Raw genomic sequence first — 15,894 nt, 5'->3', positions numbered from 1 at the left:
CCGTCATACGCTCTTCCGCCCTTCCAGTGGAAATACCTTGGAAGGGTTCATGATCCAGGCCCCATCGAAGGCAGCGCGAACTGCCATTTGTTGTGCAAGATCGGCATCGCTGTACTGGTGGCGCATCAGATCGCGTTTTTCGATCCCGACACCATGTTCGCCGGTGAGACATCCGCCAGCATCGACGCAAAGTTTCAGTATTTCGTTGCCCGCCTCTTCCGCTCTTGCCGCATCCTCGGGATCATTGGCATTGAAGAGAATGAGCGGGTGCATATTGCCGTCGCCCGCATGGAAGACATTGGCGACGCGCAGGCCAAGCCGGTCGGTGATTTCGCTTGTTTTTTTGAGCACATAGGACAGTTGCGACAGCGGCACCGTGCCATCCATGCAGATATAATCCGCAATACGACCGGTCGCACCGAAAGCCGACTTCCGACCCTTCCAGATTGCTGCCGCCTCCATGGCCGACTGGCATTCTCGCACGGTTTTCACCGCATGTTTTCTGGCGATGGCAACGATGTCAGCGAGCATCGCATCCATTTCCGCCTCAGAACCCTCGACCTCGACGATCAACAACGCACCGACATCGAGCGGGTATCCCGCCTTGGCGAAAGCTTCGCAAATCTCGATGGCAGGCTTGTCCATGAATTCGATCGCGACCGGAATGATGCCCGATCCAATAATATCGGCCACGCACGAGCCGGCCTCTTCAGAGGTTTCAAAACCGAAGAGAACGGGGCGAGCGCCTTCCGGCTTGGCGATCAACCGAACTGTCGCTTCCGTGACGATGCCCAATTGCCCCTCAGAACCACAGACGAGGGCAAGAAGATCATAACCGGCGGCATCCAGATGTTTGCCGCCCAGTTCCAGCACCGTGCCATCCACCAGCACCAGCTTTACACCCAGCAGATTGTTGGTGGTGACGCCGTATTTCAGACAGTGCGCACCACCCGAATTCATGCCGATATTGCCGCCAATGGTGCAGGCCAGTTGCGAGCTTGGGTCCGGAGCATAGAAAAACCCTTCGGCACCGGCAGCATCGGAAATGGAGAGATTGGTGACACCCGCCTGTACGCGCGCGGTGCGATTGTAAAAATCCAGTTCGAGGATCGAAGACATCTTCGAAAGGCCAATCACGACAGCGTCTTCCTGCGGGATCGCACCGCCAGACAGCGACGTGCCGGCACCACGCGGTACGACGGGCACGCCATTTTCGTGGCAATATTTCAAAACCGTGGATACCTGCTCGGTGGTTTTCGGAAGGGCTACCGCAAGTGGCAGACGCCGATAGGACACGAAGGCGTCCGTTTCAAAAGGAACGAGTTCGCGCGCCTCCTGCACAAGACAGTCGGCAGGCAAGATGTCGGCCAGGCCCGCAATAATCTGCTCACGCCGTGAAAGCACCGCAGGGCGCGGTTCCAGAAACCGGATCGGCTGCGTCATCGTTCCTCCCGCTGCACTATCCTCAAAGTGGTATTCTTTCTTTACCACTTTGATTGAACTCAGGCAAATGCTATGGATTTTTTCCGTTTTGGAAAGAATAGGAGCCCAACTGTGACCAATCTCGGCGATCTGGAAGTCTTTGCGAGCGTCGCTGCGTCCGGAAGCATGTCGCATGCTGCCAAGGAGCTTGGTTACTCGCCAGCCGTCATCTCCAAACGCATCAAACGGCTTGAGGAAAAGCTGGGCGCTAGACTTTTCCAGCGAACGACACGCCGGATATCTCTGACTGAGGCGGGACAGGGATTTTACGAGCGCGTGCGCGCGGTTCTCGAAGGGCTGGAAGATGCTGAGGATTTCGTCTCGGGCCGCGCCAATACCGTCAACGGCACCCTGAAAATTTCCGCCTCGACGTCCTTTGGTCGCATGCACATCGCACCGCATCTGAAGACCTTCATGGAGCGACACCCTGAGCTATCGATCAATCTGGTTCTGAGCGACGAGTTCATCGACATCATTGAAGGCGGCTACGATCTGGCGATCCGCATTGCCGATCTAAACTCTTCGAGCCTTGTGGCGAGGCGGCTTGCACCGGTCCGGCGCGTTCTCTGCGCTTCCGCGGATTATGTTGCAGTTCATGGGATGCCTGAGACGATTGAAGATCTGAAGCGCCACCGCTGCCTGCCCGCGCACAACAATGATGTCTGGCGGCTGGAGGGGCCGGGTGGAGCATTCAGCATTCGTCCTGAAGGTATGCTGACCACCAATTCCAGCGAGGTGATCCGCGAAACCGTGATTTCCGGCCTCGGCATTGCGCTCCGTTCAACCTGGGATATCGGCCACGAATTGCGCAGCGGCAAGCTGGTACAGGTGCTGCCTGGATACGAAGGTTCAAAGAACGTGACGCTGTCTGCGGTTTATCCCAGCCGTCAGTTTTTGCCTGCCAAGGTGCGATTGTTCATCGACTTTCTGGCTGAGCTTTATGGTCCGACACCCTATTGGGAGCGCGACTGACACAATTGCTGGAGCATCGGACAGTTTCGATCCGATGCTCCAGGGTTCAGTGTGCGCCCTCGGCATGAGAGCGACGAATGCGCCGCACCACCCACCAGACACCCAAAACCGCTACGGGAACGGAAAGACCCGTCAAAACTGCTGGATCGACGGGCAGCACATCATGGCTGATCGCCTTGGTGAGATATCCGACCAGACCAACGACGTAATAGGAGATGGCGGCAACCGAAAGCCCCTCCACCGTCTGCTGCAGACGCAGTTGCATGGCAGCACGCTTGTTCATGGTGTTGAGAAGCACCGTGTTCTGGCGTTCCAGTTCAACATCGATCCAGCTTCTGACAAGTGCCGTGGCGCGGTAGAGTTTGCGCGACAGGTTCGCCTGCCGCTCCTCAACAGACTGACAGGTGCGCATGGCGGGCGCCATGCGTCGCTCCAGAAAACTGCCCATGGTTTCATGCCCTTGTACCGGCGTCTCCGCCAGTGCCCGGATGCGTTCCCGCACGATACCGTCGTAAGCGCGACTGGCGCCGAAGCGATAAAGGCTGAGCGCAGCGTTCGCCTCCAGTTCGGCGGCAAGCCGGGTCATTTCTGCAAGCAAGGCGTCTGCCTCATCCCGCGCACCGTTCTTCATGCGCTGGGTAATCGCCGTCAATCCATCTTCGATGCGGCGGATTTCCGGCGATAAAGTTTGCGCCATCGGCAGGCCAAGCATGGCAAGCGTACGGTAGGTTTCGATGTCTAGCAGCCTCTGCACCAAAGCGCCGCGCCCATGGCTGCTCAAACCGCGGTCAATCACCAGAATCTGCGTCAGGCCATCGCGGTCCTGTCGGAAATCGGTGAGGATGGTGGCCTCGCCGCCGCGCACATCACTGTGACAGAGGCTCGTCGGATCAAAAACCGCTTCCGCATCCGTCGTCGCCCCGACATCAGGCCGGACTTCCAGACGTACACCCGATATCAGGGTCCCAGGCGGCGAGAAACCGTCACCGAATGGATCACCGATGACATCTCCACCAAATGCATCAGGTGCAGGACCATCCCAGAACCAGGTTGAGAATTCCGTGTGCTGCTCCCACCGCAACGTGCCCTGTCCCCAAGGCATTGCGTGGTGGCGAGCGTCCCGTTCCGGTGGCGCGATACCACGACTGCGCGACATTTGAGCGATGACCGCGTGATGGACCGAGGCTCCGCCATCCATCATGAAGGCGAGTTGGATGATGATGCGCGACGGCGCCAGAAGCACCGTCGGTCTGGCATGGACTTCGCCGAGCGCAAGTGCCCGTTCCGGCGCACTCGCAAATGCAAATCTACCCTTGGCCATTGCGATCCCGCCTCCTGCCTTATCCAAAGTCCGGCTTAAATCATCCAACACGCCGGCAAAATCGTCACGGAAACAACCTGTCTTTGTTTTGAGGCACTTCCAGAAAGAAATCGCACTGCGCTGACGTCACGCCTGCTTTAACAAAAGCCAGTTTGAAAGGGCAGATGCCGAGTTGACGCAGGCAGCTCGCACCAACTGGACAGAATATTTGACCAGTGCGGCGCTTCACTGATAGTTTCCGGCAGGTTTCTGCTGGAGAATGCTGCGATGGACGAGACGCTTTTTGCGCAGATACAGCACACACGCACCTCCGAGGAAGTGGTGCTGCGCTTTGAGGAACTCATTCTCGACGGCGTTTTGCGTGACGGCGATCGATTGCCCGGCGAGCGAGACCTTGCCGAGCGACTTGACGTTTCGCGGCCGATTTTACGAGAAGCACTGAAGGAACTCGAAACGCGCGGCCTGCTTGTCAGCAGGCACGGCGGCGGCACCTTTGTTGCCGATATCGTCGGCGAGGTGTTTTCCGATCCCTTGAGCGCACTGATTACCCGTCATAGTCGCGCAACGCGTGATTTCCTTGAATATCGTCGGTACATCGAAGGCATGGCTGCCGAACTCGCTGCGCAGCGCGCGACCGAGCCGGACAAGAGCAATCTTGCCGCAATCATCGAAACCATGCGGGAAGCGCATATGACCGGCAGGTTTGAAGATGAACTGGCAAGTGATGTGGAGTTTCACAACGCCATTGGCGAGGCCGCCCATAACATCGTTTTGATGCACACGCTCCGCTCCTGTTACCGTCTGCTGAGCGACGACATCTTCTATAACCGCCATCTCATTTTCTCGCTCCCCGGTGCGCATGATACCGTGTTGCAGCAGCACATCGCCATTCAGGAGGCAATCTACAGAAGCGACGCGGCGGCGGCCCGGGCCGCAGCGCAAGCACACATCGATTTCATTGTCGAAACAACGGCCAGAGCACATCAGGCGAAAGAATGGGACCGGATCTCACGTTTGAGGCAGATACACCGCAACGCTTAAAAAACGCGCAACGGCGCTCTCAGTAAATTTTTTAATCATTTTTATTTGGAACCTTTCCGGTCAAAGGGCATTTTTATCTGGTTGATTGAAAAAATTTACCAAGATGGGACCCATGACGACCACGAGCGAAACTGAACGCTATCCGCGGATAGCTCTCATATCGACGCATGGCTATGTCGCCGCGCACCCGCCTCTGGGAGCTGCCGATACCGGAGGACAGGTTGTTTATGTCCTCGAACTCGCGCGCAAGCTTGGACAACTCGGCTACAAGGTCGACCTTTTCACCCGCCGCTTCGAGGACCAGCCGGAATTTGACGAGGTGGATGATCGTGTCCGCGTTGTACGCATTCCCTGTGGGGGGCGCGATTTCATCCCGAAAGAGTATCTGCACCGACATCTGATGGAATGGTGTGAGAACACACTGCGCTTCATCAAAAAAAATGATCTGACCTACTCGTTCATCAACAGCCATTACTGGGACGCCGGCGTTGCCGGTCAGCGCCTGTCTGAAGCCCTGAAAATCCCGCATCTGCATACGCCGCATTCGATCGGCATCTGGAAAAAACGCCAGATGGAGACGGACTATCCTGAAAAGGCCGACACGTTCGAACTGGAGTTCAATTTCAAGGAACGCATCCAGCACGAACTCATCATCTATCGTAGCTGCGACATGGTGATTGCGACGACGCCGGTTCAATTGGATGTTCTGATCGAGGATTACGGCCTCAAGCGCAAACATATCCATATGATTCCGCCAGGCTACGACGACAACCGCTTCTTCCCGGTGTCGGACGCCTCTCGCCAGATGATCCGTCAGCGTTTCGGCTTTGAAGGTAAAACCGTTCTGGCACTCGGACGCCTTGCCACCAACAAAGGTTACGATCTGCTGATCGACGGCTTTTCGGTTCTGGCGCAACGCGAGCCCGAGGCCCGCCTTCATCTCGCCGTCGGCGGCGAGAATATGGACGAGCAGGAAACGACGATCCTCAATCAGCTTAAGGAGCGCGTGAAATCGCTTGGGCTTGAAGACAGGGTCGCCTTCTCCGGTTACGTATCGGACGAAGACCTGCCGGACATGTACCGCGCAGCGGATTTGTTCGTTCTCTCGAGCCGCTACGAACCGTTCGGCATGACGGCGATCGAAGCCATGGCCAGCGGCACACCAACTGTCGTGACGATCCATGGCGGCCTTTTCCGCGCCATCAGCTATGGTCGTCACGCACTGTTTGCCGATCCTTTCGACAAGGAAGATCTCGGCATCACCATGATGAAGCCATTCAAGCATGAGCGGCTTTACGGCAGGCTTTCCCGTATGGGCGCGCACAAGGCTCGCAGTCTGTTCACCTGGACTGGCATTGCCCAGCAGTTGCTGGCACTGGTCGAAGGCAGGACAATGATGCCCGTGCTGGAAGAATCAGACTGGGCCGAACCATGGAACGACGGCGATTGAGACCGCTGCGCCTTTTTTCCACCGATCTCGACGGAACCGTCGTTGGCAACAATGACGCGACACGGCGTTTCCGCGATTTCTGGTATTCGCTGCCGGACGAAACGCGACCGCTCCTGGTTTTCAACAGCGGCAGGTTGATCGATGATCAACTGGCCTTGATTGAAGACGTGCCGTTGCCCCGCCCCGACTACATCCTTGGCGGGGTAGGCACGATGTTATACACCCGCGACCAAGCAGATCTGGAGACGGCTTATACCAACTCGCTTGGCAGCGGCTTCGATGCGAACGCGATAGAAAGCGTCATGACCCGGATATCCGGCGTCACCATGCAGCCGGATCGATATCAGCACGGCCTGAAATCGAGCTGGTTTTTACACGATGCAGATGAACAGGCACTGCGTGACGTCGAAACCGCACTGGCACGAGCAGGCGTTGACGCCCGCATCGTCTATTCCAGCAGTCGCGACCTCGATATCCTGCCGAGAGCAGCAGACAAGGGTGCCGCCATAAGCTGGCTCTGCCATCAGCTCGGCATCGACCTGAACGAAACGGCTGTCGCCGGCGATACCGGCAATGACCGCGCCATGTTCGAATTGAGCGGTGTGCGAGGCATTGTGGTCGACAATGCCCTTCCGGAACTGCGTGCACTCGCACCGACGATGGACAGTGTCTTTCTCTCCGGAAAAGCAGAGGCTGATGGTGTGATCGACGGACTGCAGCACTGGGGTTTGCACTGGGGTTTGCACAATCGCTAGGCAGCGCTAATTTCAGCGCATGTATAAAGCCCACCTATATTGACGGTGCCTAAAAGCAATAAGACAATATCGAATCAAGCGTGTATTGCGATCAGGGACACCATTGGACCTGGCCGCAAACACCTTATATTAGTATTTACGCACGTTAATAGAGAGAGGTTCTCGAGGGTTGAACATATTGGATCGATTGGCAACAGAAGTCAGCTTGATGCTCCGCAGACCACCGCGGCAGCAATATGCTGCGCTTTGCTATCGTTTCTCTGACAAGCGCGCCACACCGGACGTTCTCCTGCTGACAAGCCGTGATACCGGACGTTGGGTCATTCCCAAGGGTTGGCCCATGGGTGGAAAAAAAGCACATGCTGTCGCCGAACAGGAAGCCTTCGAAGAAGCTGGCGTTCGCGGCAAGGCCAAAAAGTCGCCATTCGGGTTCTACGAGTATCGGAAAAAGCTCAATAGCGGCGTGAACGTGCAGTGCCGCGTTCAAGTGCATCTGCTCGAAGTGGCCGAACTTGCAGACGATTTCCGTGAGAAAGGCAGTCGCACCCTGGAGTGGGTCACGCCTGAGGAAGCTGCGTTGCGCGTCAACGAGCCGGAGCTTAAAGCGTTGATGCAGACTTTCGGCCAACAGATGACGCAATCGAAATAGCCTCATCACCTGAAAACTGCCAACCTTCACGAAGCTGTCTCTCTGGCCTTTCTTTTCCCAAGGCCCTAAGAGATGGAACAATCCTCCTGTATCTTACCTTCAGCCCGCAAAACTGCCGGACGAAAAGGAATTCTGGCAACCGAGGTCTGAATGGCAACAAAACCGCCATCGAACATGAAACCGACTCTCGACAAGGATCTCGACAAGATCACTCGCGTCGAAGAGGCGACCCTGCACGTGACCCGACAAATGGCCGGCGTTGGTGCGGGCTTCATGTTTGTCGTCCTAGCGGCGTTTTTCGCCAGCACTTTCGTCACCGGTGATCCCAACGCCTTTATCATCATCGCCGGCGTGATGGTTGGCGCCTATATGGCGATCAACATCGGCGCGAACGACGTGACGAATAATGTCGGTCCTGCCGTTGGCGCCAAGGCGATGCCTCTTGGAATTGCCCTCGTTATCGCCGCCATTTGCGAAATTGCCGGCGCGCTGATCACTGGCGGCAATGTCGTGGAGACAATTTCCAGCGGCATCATCAACATCGACACCATTCCAGACCGAACGGCGTTCTCCTGGGCAATGCTGTCGGCCCTTCTCGCAGCGGGCCTTCTCGTCAACGTCTCGACTTGGACAAAGGCGCCGATCTCCACCACGCACACGGTCGTCGGTGGTGTCGCCGGAGCCGGCGTGGCGGCTTATGGCGTCAGTGCTGTCGATTGGCTTTCATTGAGCCGCATCGCCTTTGCATGGATGTTTGCGCCGTTCATCTCAGCCGCCATTGCCATCGCCATCCTCGCATTCATCAAGGAATTCATCATCTATCGCGAGGAAAAGATTGACGCTGCACGGCGTTGGGTTCCCGTTCTGATCGGCATGATGACAGGCGTTTTTACGGCCTACCTGATATGGGTTGGTCTGCGGCAGATTTTCCATATATCGCTTGGCTCTGCGAGTGGGCTGGGACTAATCGCCGGCGTCGTTGCCTGGCGCATATGCGTTCCCGTCATTCGCAAGCAGTCGGACGGGCTGGAAAATCGTAACCAGTCGTTGAGGACGCTTTTCCAGTGGCCACTCATTCTGGCCGCTGGGTTGATGTCCTTCGCACATGGTGCCAACGACATTTCCAACTCCATCGGCCCAGTGGTGGCAATCGTACGCGCCGTGCATGACGAGGCCGTCAGCACCTCGGCGCGAGCGCCGTTGTGGGTGATGCTGATCGGCGCATTCGGGCTTTCGTGCGGTATCCTTCTCTACGGTCCGCGCCTCATCCGCCTCGTTGGCGAGCAGATTACCAAGCTTAATCCCATGCGGGCATTCTGCGTTTCTGTGGCAACGGCCCTGACAGTGCTTGTAGCGTCCCGTTTCGGCCTCCCGGTCAGCACCACGCACACGGCAATTGGTGCTGTTTTCGGCGTCGGGTTTTTCCGCGAATGGTACACGCGCACGTCAAGGCGACGACAGGAAGTCATTCACTCCACTATCGCCACAGGCGGAAAATTCAACAAATTTCAGGATAATCCGTCAGAGGTGCGTCGCCGTTATCTGGTCAGGCGCTCGCACTTCATGACGATCATTGCGGCCTGGCTGATTACGGTTCCGTCCAGCGCATTGCTTGCAGCCCTGCTGTATTGGATTATGTATACCCTGTTTATTTGAGAGAACCGAAGACCCCTCATGCGCGCAAATTTCCGGATGCAACGCCTGTTTATCGACGTCCCATTACACGCTGAAGCGGTGTGCGAGGCGAATGCTGAACAGTTCAACTACCTCGCCAATGTGCTGCGAATGAGCGATGGTTCCGAAATCCTGCTGTTCAACGGGCGCGATGGCGAATGGAAGGCCACCGTTTCTTTCCCCAGCCGCAAGAAAATCATTCTGACCCCATCTGAGCAGACAAGGCCGCAACCCACTCCTTCCGATCTGCACTATCTGTTCGCACCGCTGAAAGTCGGACGGATGGACTACCTCGTGCAGAAAGCAGTGGAAATGGGCGCGGGACAGCTACAGCCCGTCATGACCCAGCATGTTCAGGGCAAAATCCACAACACCGAAAAACTCCGTGCCAACGCCATCGAGGCGGCCGAGCAATGCGGCATCCTGTCCATCGCCGAAGTGGCTGAGCCCGTGAAGCTCAAGGATTTGCTCGATACATGGCCTCAGGATCGGCGGATTATCTATTGCGATGAGGGCGACGCCGGTCAAAACCCTCTTCCCATTCTTTGCGGTATCACCGAGACGAAGCTTGCACTGCTGGTTGGCCCGGAAGGCGGTTTTTCGGAAGAGGAACGAGAGCTTTTGCGCGCCAGGAGTTTCATTACGCCCATTCCGCTTGGGCCCCGCATCCTCAGGGCCGATACGGCCGCAGTCGCCGCTCTGGCCGTTATCCAGGCCGCAATCGGCGACTGGAAGTAACCGACATCGGGGCGCGAATTTTGCGCTTCATCCATCTTTAAAAGAAATTCATTTGCCTCGGCGTAGTATCCGGCCCTATCTGCCAATCATATGCCTCGCCGCAACAGAGACCGCATAACAAGGTAAGCCATGGCACGCGATACGACCGACCAGACACCCCTCTCCTCCGTCACGGAGCTTACTGACTATCTGGCCGGTGGCTGCAGACCTGAAGCGGACTTCCGCATCGGCACCGAACATGAAAAGTTCGCGTTCTTCCGCAAGGACAATACGCCGGTTCCCTATTTCGGCGATGCCAGCATTTCGGCCCTCTTGAAGGGCATGCAGGAGAAGCTCGGCTGGGAACCGATCATGGACGGTGAAAACATCATCGGCCTTGGCGAACAGCATGGCATGGGTGCGATCTCCATCGAGCCCGGTGGTCAGTTCGAACTTTCTGGCGCACCGCTTGAGAACCTGCATCAGACCTGCAAGGAATCGAACCAGCATCTGGCGACCTTGCGCGAGGTCGCCGAACCCATGGGTATCCGTTTCCTTGGCGTTGGCGGCAGCCCTCTGTGGAGCTTTGAAGACACACCACGCATGCCGAAATCGCGCTACGCGATCATGACGCGCTATATGCCGAAAGTCGGGACCAAGGGTCTCGACATGATGTATCGCACCTGCACCATTCAGGTGAACCTCGACTTCTCCTCGGAAGAGGACATGCGCCAGAAGATGCGGGTTTCGATGAAGCTGCAATCTTTGGCAACGGCACTGTTTGCGTCCTCACCGTTTACAGAAGGCAAACCGAATGGTCTGCTCTCCTGGCGCGGCGATATCTGGCGCGACACGGACAACCAGCGTTCCGGCGTTCTACCCTTCACCTTCATGCAGGATTTCGGTTTCAAGGATTACGTGGAGTGGGCGCTGGATGTGCCGATGTACTTCATCGTGCGCGATGGCAAATATCACGATTGCACGCATGTGACCTTCCGCCAGTTCATGAACGGCGCATTGAAGGGCGAGGTTGCCGAATGGCAACCAACCATGGGTGACTGGACCAACCATCTGTCGACGCTCTTTCCGGACGTGCGCTTGAAGCGCTTCCTGGAGATGCGTGGTGCCGATGGCGGGCCATGGCGCCGCATTTGCGCCCTGCCCGCTTTCTGGGTTGGCCTTCTTTATGATCGCGAAGCTCTTTCGGCAGCAGACGCTCTGACAGCGGACTGGTCTTACGACGATGTTCTCGCACTGCGCGATGCCGTACCGGTCGAAGGTCTGAATGCCGGGATCGCTGGCAACTCGCTCTTAGGCGTTGCCCGCGAGGTCGTCGATATTTCTCGCCGCGGCCTGAAAAATCGCAATCGTCTGAACGGCGACGGACAGGACGAAAGCGTTTTCCTGTCATCGCTCGACGAGGTTCTTGCCAAGAAAACCACGCTCGCTGAAGACCTGCTGTCGCTCTACAACGGCCGCTGGAACGGGTCAGTCCTGCCGATTTTCGACGAATACCAGTATTGATGAGGGCGGCGCGGTATTAGGCCGCGCCAACTGAAAACAAAAAAGCCCGGTGCGGCCGGGCTGGCCGTACACCGGGCAAAGGCAGGGCTATTGGCAAATCACCCTGCGGGGAAAATCATACTGGGCGGGGGCACAACCTCGTTTGCCGCAACCCAGGTCAGTGTGAACATCGGTCAAGCGAAGGCGCGTACGCTCTTCGATCTGAGGCCTTAGTCCGGACGACGGATCTCGAACCTCGATACAGCGCGCAATCTCGCCGCGCGCGTCAGATGTTCGGTCGGGTCCTCGAGCAGGCCGCTGTCGAGTGCCCTCATGACATCCGAGCGGGCAATCCCGACATCGGCGAGCAGGCGATCATCGAGTTCCGTCAATTCATTGGCTGCGATACGATTGCCAATACGCCGCAGAAACGTTTTCACAGACGAGGCCGCACGCACGGCGACGCGAACCCACGTTTCGCTCTGCCTGGTGGTTGCGAGTTCCAGTTCCATTCTCCGTTCTGCCGTGCGCATAACACTTATCCTTTCGTAACGGCACGATGCGGCACCGCCTCCGGCGCACCACGCGCGGAAAGCTGCCTTTGCTGAGAGGCGAAGCTGAATGCTTGCCTCGGGGTTGAGTTGATTTGCTGGCGTCAAAATGTCGCAAGACTATTGATCAGTCCAACGAATGTTTCTAATGTAAGGTATCAATAGCTCTTATGGATCAATATCCATGTCCGCACCCCTCGACATAGATCAGCTTCACACTTTCATCGCCATCGTCGATACCGGAAGTTTCACGAAAGCAGCGGATCGCGTTTTCAAGACGCAATCGGCCGTTTCCATGCAGATGCGACGACTTGAGGAGCGGATCGGCAAACAGCTTTTCGCCAAGGATGGGCGTGGTAACCGCCTGACGGCGGAAGGCGAGAAGCTGATGAATTATGCCCGTCGCATCATCCGTCTGAACAACGAGGCGATTGCAGCCTTCGATGACAATCGACTGGAAGGTACGCTTCGGATCGGCACACCGGACGACTATGCCGATCGTTACATGCCCGAAATCATCGGACGTTTTGCAAAAACCCATCCGAATGTCGAACTTTACATCGTCTGTGAGCCCTCCGTCAGTCTCGGCGAGAAAATGGCACGCGGCGAACTGGATATCGCACTGGTCACTCATAACCCCCGCGCCCGCTCTTCCGATGTCGTGCGCACGGAGCCTCTCTGTTGGGTCGCCTCCGCCAACCATCCGCTCAAGGACGACGCGCCGGTGCCACTTGCTGTTGGTCGCCGCGATTGCCATTGGAGGCAGCTCGCCTGCTCCGCGCTTGACGCCGATGGCCGCGACTATCAAATCCTCTTCACAAGCTGGTCGTCCACGGTCGTTGCAGCCGCCGTTCTTGCAGGCATGGCGGTTTCCGTCCTGCCGGAATCGGCTCTACGCACCGGCATGAAGGTACTGACCTCCGCAGATGGCTTCCCGCCTTTGCCTCCAGTGCAGATTGGCCTGATGAAGCGCCCCGGTCTGTCGCCGTCGCTCGTCAATGCCATTACCGACCACATCACCGCCTGCCTCGACAATATTTCACCGGCAAGCGTGGCCGACGAAATGGACAGCGACGTCAAGACCTACCCGAAGCTACCCCGTCTGAGAGCGGGGCATATGTTGCCTGGCTGGTAGAACCTCTCACGACTAAAAAAGCCGGAGCACACGCCCCGGCTTTTTTGTTGATGGCGTCTCGGCTCAGGCGAGATATTTTTTGAAGAATTCCGTCGTCCGGCTCCAGGCAATATCTGCTGCCGCCTTGTCGTAACGGGCTGAAGAGGTATCATTGTTGAAGGCGTGATTGACGCCGTCATAAATGAATATCTCGAACGTCTTGCCGTTTTCCTCCAGCGCCTTTTTGTAGGCGTCTATTCCGGCGTTGATCCGTTCATCCAGGCCAGCGTAGTGCAGCAGCAACGGCGCTTTGATGGCCGGAACATCGGCTGCCGGTGCCTGCTGGCCGTAATAGGCAACACCGGCATTCAGCCCTTCCGATTTGGTGGCGAAGCGATTGACGAGCCCGCCGCCCCAGCAGAAACCAACCGCGCCAACCTTGCCGTTTGCACCTTGCCGCGCCGCGAGCCATACACGGCTTGCTTCGGCATTGGCCACAGTCGCATCCATGTCGAGACCGCTGAACATCTGGCGCGCCTTTTCCTCATCGGCGGGCGTTCCGCCCTGGGGCGACAGGAAATCAACGGCGAGTGCCCGGAAGCCATCCAGAGCAGCTCGACGTGCAACATCGCGGATGTGATCGTTCAGACCCCGGTTTTCGTGGATGACAATCACCGATCCCAATGGATCGGATGCTGATTTCGGCGTGACGAGATAACCCTTCATCTCACCGGACGCACCCGGATAGGCTACTTCTTCCGCAACAATACGGTCGTCATCAGCCGCGACAACCGCAGCCTTTGCACTATTGGCCGCAAGAAGCGGCGCAATCGTTGCGGCAGCCGCTCCGGAACCGGCAAGCAAACTCAGCTTTTCCATGAACTTGCGGCGATCAAGGCTGAGATGCGTATATTCATCGTAAGCATCGATCATTGCCTGCGTGATTTTCGGCTTATCCATCGCCGTATCCTCCCTCAACTCATGATGAGGGAGGATAACGCAGATCACATCGTCCGCGATGATGTCAAATAGTGGCGGCGGCACACGTTTGCGTGAAGTCCCACCACCCTTGGTCGCAGTGCATCAGGCGGCAAGGTCAACCACGATGCGGCCTTCGATCTTGCCTTCTTCCATTCGGTGGAAGATATCGTTGATGTTATCGAGCTTGTCCCAGGAGAAGTGGGCTGCGACCTTGCCCTCACCCGCAAAGGTCAGTGCTTCCTCCAGATCCTGCCGCGTACCGACGATGGAACCACGCACGGTAATGCGTTTCAGCACCGTGTCGAAAACCGGAATGGAAATGAAGCCCGGCGGCAAACCAACCAGTGCCATCGTACCCTTGGAACGAAGGAAACCGTAAGCCTGCTCCATGGCCTTGGGAGAGACCGCCGTGACCAAGGCGCCATGTACGCCACCGACGGCCTTCTGTACCTGCTCGACCGCATCCGGCGCGCGCCCATTGACGGTGACATCGGCGCCCAGCTTTTTCGCAAGCTCCAGCTTGTCCTCGAAAATGTCGGCTGCGACAACATTCATGCCCATGGCCTTGGCATATTGCACGGCCATATGGCCGAGGCCACCAATGCCGGAGATCACAACCCATTCGCCGGGTCTCACCTCGGTTTCCTTCAGGCCCTTGTAGACGGTGACGCCTGCACAAAGAACGGGAGCGGCGGGACCAAATTCGAGATTATCCGGCAGGCGTCCGACGAACTTCGGATCGGCGAGACCATATTCGGCAAAACTGCCATTCACCGAGTAACCGGCGTTTTTCTGGCTCGGGCAAAGGGTCTCCCATCCCGTTCGGCAAGGAATGCAGCAACCGCAGGCCGTATAAAGCCATGGTGTTCCGGCCCGATCACCTTCCTTGATGCCGGTGACGCCAGCGCCGATCTTGGCAACGTAACCAACACCCTCATGACCGGGGATGAAAGGCGGGTTCGGCTTGACCGGCCAATCACCTGTCGCGGCATGAAGGTCCGTGTGGCAAATACCCGTTGCCTTGTAGTTGATGAGAATTTCGCCCGGACCGGGATCAGGAATGGGCACTTCCTCGATCGTCAGCGGTTTTCCAAATGCGCGGACAACAGCCGCCTTCATTGTTTTTGCCATGACATACTCCCTAAATCTCAACTCACGATGGAGAGATTAACGAGGAAAGCACGTCATGGAATTGACCTAGAGCAAATTGGGGCATTTTAGCCGACCGACTGTCTCACTTATGAGGCAACAAGGCGCAGCTGTTTTATTCCAGCGCCAGCCAGATAGCGAGCCAGCCCCAGAGAGCGACCAGAACGGCAAAACCCAATCCAAAAAGCGGGGCCCGGTAGCGCAGGCTGTTGCTGGTCACATGAACGAAGGAATGGCCATAACGCGTGAGCACAAACATCCATGCCAGCACGACCGTGACGATATTGTCCGCGTCGGTGATGTAAAGCAGCAGGCAGGCGATGTGAAACAGCACCGGAAGTTCGAACTGATTGGCGATGTTCCGGTTTACCAGGCGGCTTTCGCGCGCTTCTTCGCCGCTGTCCTTGTAACGCATGACAGCGTCGCGATCGACGAAGGTGTATTTCTGGCGCCGAACAAGAAGCAGGGCATAAAGCGCGAAAACGAGAAGAACATGGGCAATCATCGGCCAGAACATTGCGGTCGTCGGTGACAT

15 protein-coding genes are annotated in these 15,894 nt (G+C 57.1%); 9 read left to right on the top strand and 6 right to left on the bottom strand.

Features of this window, described 5'->3' with window-relative positions; translation table 11 throughout:
• Nucleotides 1–3: 3 nt before the first annotated feature.
• Nucleotides 4–1,443 carry an FAD-binding protein gene (locus FY156_01865; GenBank protein ID UXS00324.1) on the bottom strand — a complete coding sequence of 480 codons (1,440 nt, stop codon included), beginning with the start codon at nucleotides 1,441–1,443 and terminating at the stop codon, nucleotides 4–6.
• Between the two features lie 111 nt (nucleotides 1,444–1,554).
• On the opposite strand from FY156_01865, the gene FY156_01860 reads away from it, so the two are divergent.
• Nucleotides 1,555–2,454 (top strand): LysR family transcriptional regulator, encoded by a 900-nt coding sequence (locus tag FY156_01860; GenBank protein UXS00323.1) that lies wholly within the window; start codon nucleotides 1,555–1,557, stop codon nucleotides 2,452–2,454.
• 46 nt (nucleotides 2,455–2,500) lie between these two features.
• Here the strand turns inward: FY156_01860 and FY156_01855 are convergent, their stop codons facing one another.
• On the bottom strand, nucleotides 2,501–3,775 hold the full coding sequence (locus FY156_01855; GenBank protein UXS00322.1) for a DUF3422 family protein: 1,275 nt from the start codon (nucleotides 3,773–3,775) through the stop codon (nucleotides 2,501–2,503).
• Nucleotides 3,776–4,042: 267 nt separating this feature from the next.
• On the opposite strand from FY156_01855, the gene FY156_01850 reads away from it, so the two are divergent.
• The 7 genes from FY156_01850 (at nucleotide 4,043) to FY156_01820 (ending at nucleotide 11,585) form a co-directional block, all read left to right on the top strand.
• Nucleotides 4,043–4,816, top strand: a complete 774-nt coding sequence (locus FY156_01850; protein ID UXS00321.1) for a FadR family transcriptional regulator — start codon at nucleotides 4,043–4,045, stop codon at nucleotides 4,814–4,816.
• Nucleotides 4,817–4,919: 103 nt separating this feature from the next.
• Entirely contained in the window at nucleotides 4,920–6,266 is a 1,347-nt protein-coding gene (locus tag FY156_01845; GenBank protein ID UXS00320.1) for a glycosyltransferase family 1 protein, read from the top strand.
• A complete protein-coding gene (locus FY156_01840; protein UXS00319.1) occupies nucleotides 6,263–7,021 on the top strand; it encodes an HAD-IIB family hydrolase in 759 nt (252 codons plus the stop codon). Before FY156_01845 ends, FY156_01840 begins: the two co-directional genes overlap by 4 nt.
• Before the next feature lie 208 nt (nucleotides 7,022–7,229).
• Nucleotides 7,230–7,670: an NUDIX hydrolase gene (locus FY156_01835; protein ID UXS00318.1), complete on the top strand. Its 441-nt coding sequence runs from the start codon at nucleotides 7,230–7,232 to the stop codon at nucleotides 7,668–7,670.
• 150 nt (nucleotides 7,671–7,820) lie between these two features.
• On the top strand, nucleotides 7,821–9,326 hold the full coding sequence (locus tag FY156_01830) for an inorganic phosphate transporter (protein UXS00317.1): 1,506 nt from the start codon (nucleotides 7,821–7,823) through the stop codon (nucleotides 9,324–9,326).
• An 18-nt stretch (nucleotides 9,327–9,344) separates the two neighbouring features.
• Nucleotides 9,345–10,082 (top strand): 16S rRNA (uracil(1498)-N(3))-methyltransferase, encoded by a 738-nt coding sequence (locus tag FY156_01825; protein ID UXS00316.1) that lies wholly within the window; start codon nucleotides 9,345–9,347, stop codon nucleotides 10,080–10,082.
• Between the two features lie 129 nt (nucleotides 10,083–10,211).
• On the top strand, nucleotides 10,212–11,585 hold the full coding sequence (locus tag FY156_01820; protein ID UXS00315.1) for a glutamate--cysteine ligase: 1,374 nt from the start codon (nucleotides 10,212–10,214) through the stop codon (nucleotides 11,583–11,585).
• A 209-nt stretch (nucleotides 11,586–11,794) separates the two neighbouring features.
• Here the strand turns inward: FY156_01820 and FY156_01815 are convergent, their stop codons facing one another.
• Complete coding sequence (locus tag FY156_01815; GenBank protein ID UXS00314.1) at nucleotides 11,795–12,097, bottom strand: DUF1127 domain-containing protein; 303 nt, start codon at nucleotides 12,095–12,097, stop codon at nucleotides 11,795–11,797.
• Nucleotides 12,098–12,299: 202 nt separating this feature from the next.
• On the opposite strand from FY156_01815, the gene FY156_01810 reads away from it, so the two are divergent.
• On the top strand, nucleotides 12,300–13,250 hold the full coding sequence (locus tag FY156_01810) for a LysR family transcriptional regulator (protein ID UXS00313.1): 951 nt from the start codon (nucleotides 12,300–12,302) through the stop codon (nucleotides 13,248–13,250).
• A 63-nt stretch (nucleotides 13,251–13,313) separates the two neighbouring features.
• Here the strand turns inward: FY156_01810 and FY156_01805 are convergent, their stop codons facing one another.
• The 3 genes from FY156_01805 to FY156_01795 form a co-directional block, all read right to left on the bottom strand.
• Nucleotides 13,314–14,189 carry a dienelactone hydrolase family protein gene (locus FY156_01805; protein ID UXS00312.1) on the bottom strand — a complete coding sequence of 292 codons (876 nt, stop codon included), beginning with the start codon at nucleotides 14,187–14,189 and terminating at the stop codon, nucleotides 13,314–13,316.
• Between the two features lie 123 nt (nucleotides 14,190–14,312).
• Nucleotides 14,313–15,341, bottom strand: coding sequence for an alcohol dehydrogenase AdhP (adhP, locus tag FY156_01800; protein ID UXS00311.1), 1,029 nt, complete (start codon nucleotides 15,339–15,341; stop codon nucleotides 14,313–14,315).
• 133 nt (nucleotides 15,342–15,474) lie between these two features.
• Nucleotides 15,475–15,876 (bottom strand): hypothetical protein, encoded by a 402-nt coding sequence (locus FY156_01795; protein UXS02981.1) that lies wholly within the window; start codon nucleotides 15,874–15,876, stop codon nucleotides 15,475–15,477.
• Between the last annotated feature and the right edge of the window lie 18 nt (nucleotides 15,877–15,894).

The sequence above is a fragment of the Agrobacterium tumefaciens genome, from assembly GCA_025559845.1.
In the GTDB taxonomy this organism is placed as follows: Bacteria; Pseudomonadota; Alphaproteobacteria; order Rhizobiales; family Rhizobiaceae; genus Agrobacterium.
The sequence above is the reverse complement of the archived record's forward strand: the minus strand, read 5'-3'. Positions and strand labels throughout refer to the sequence as shown.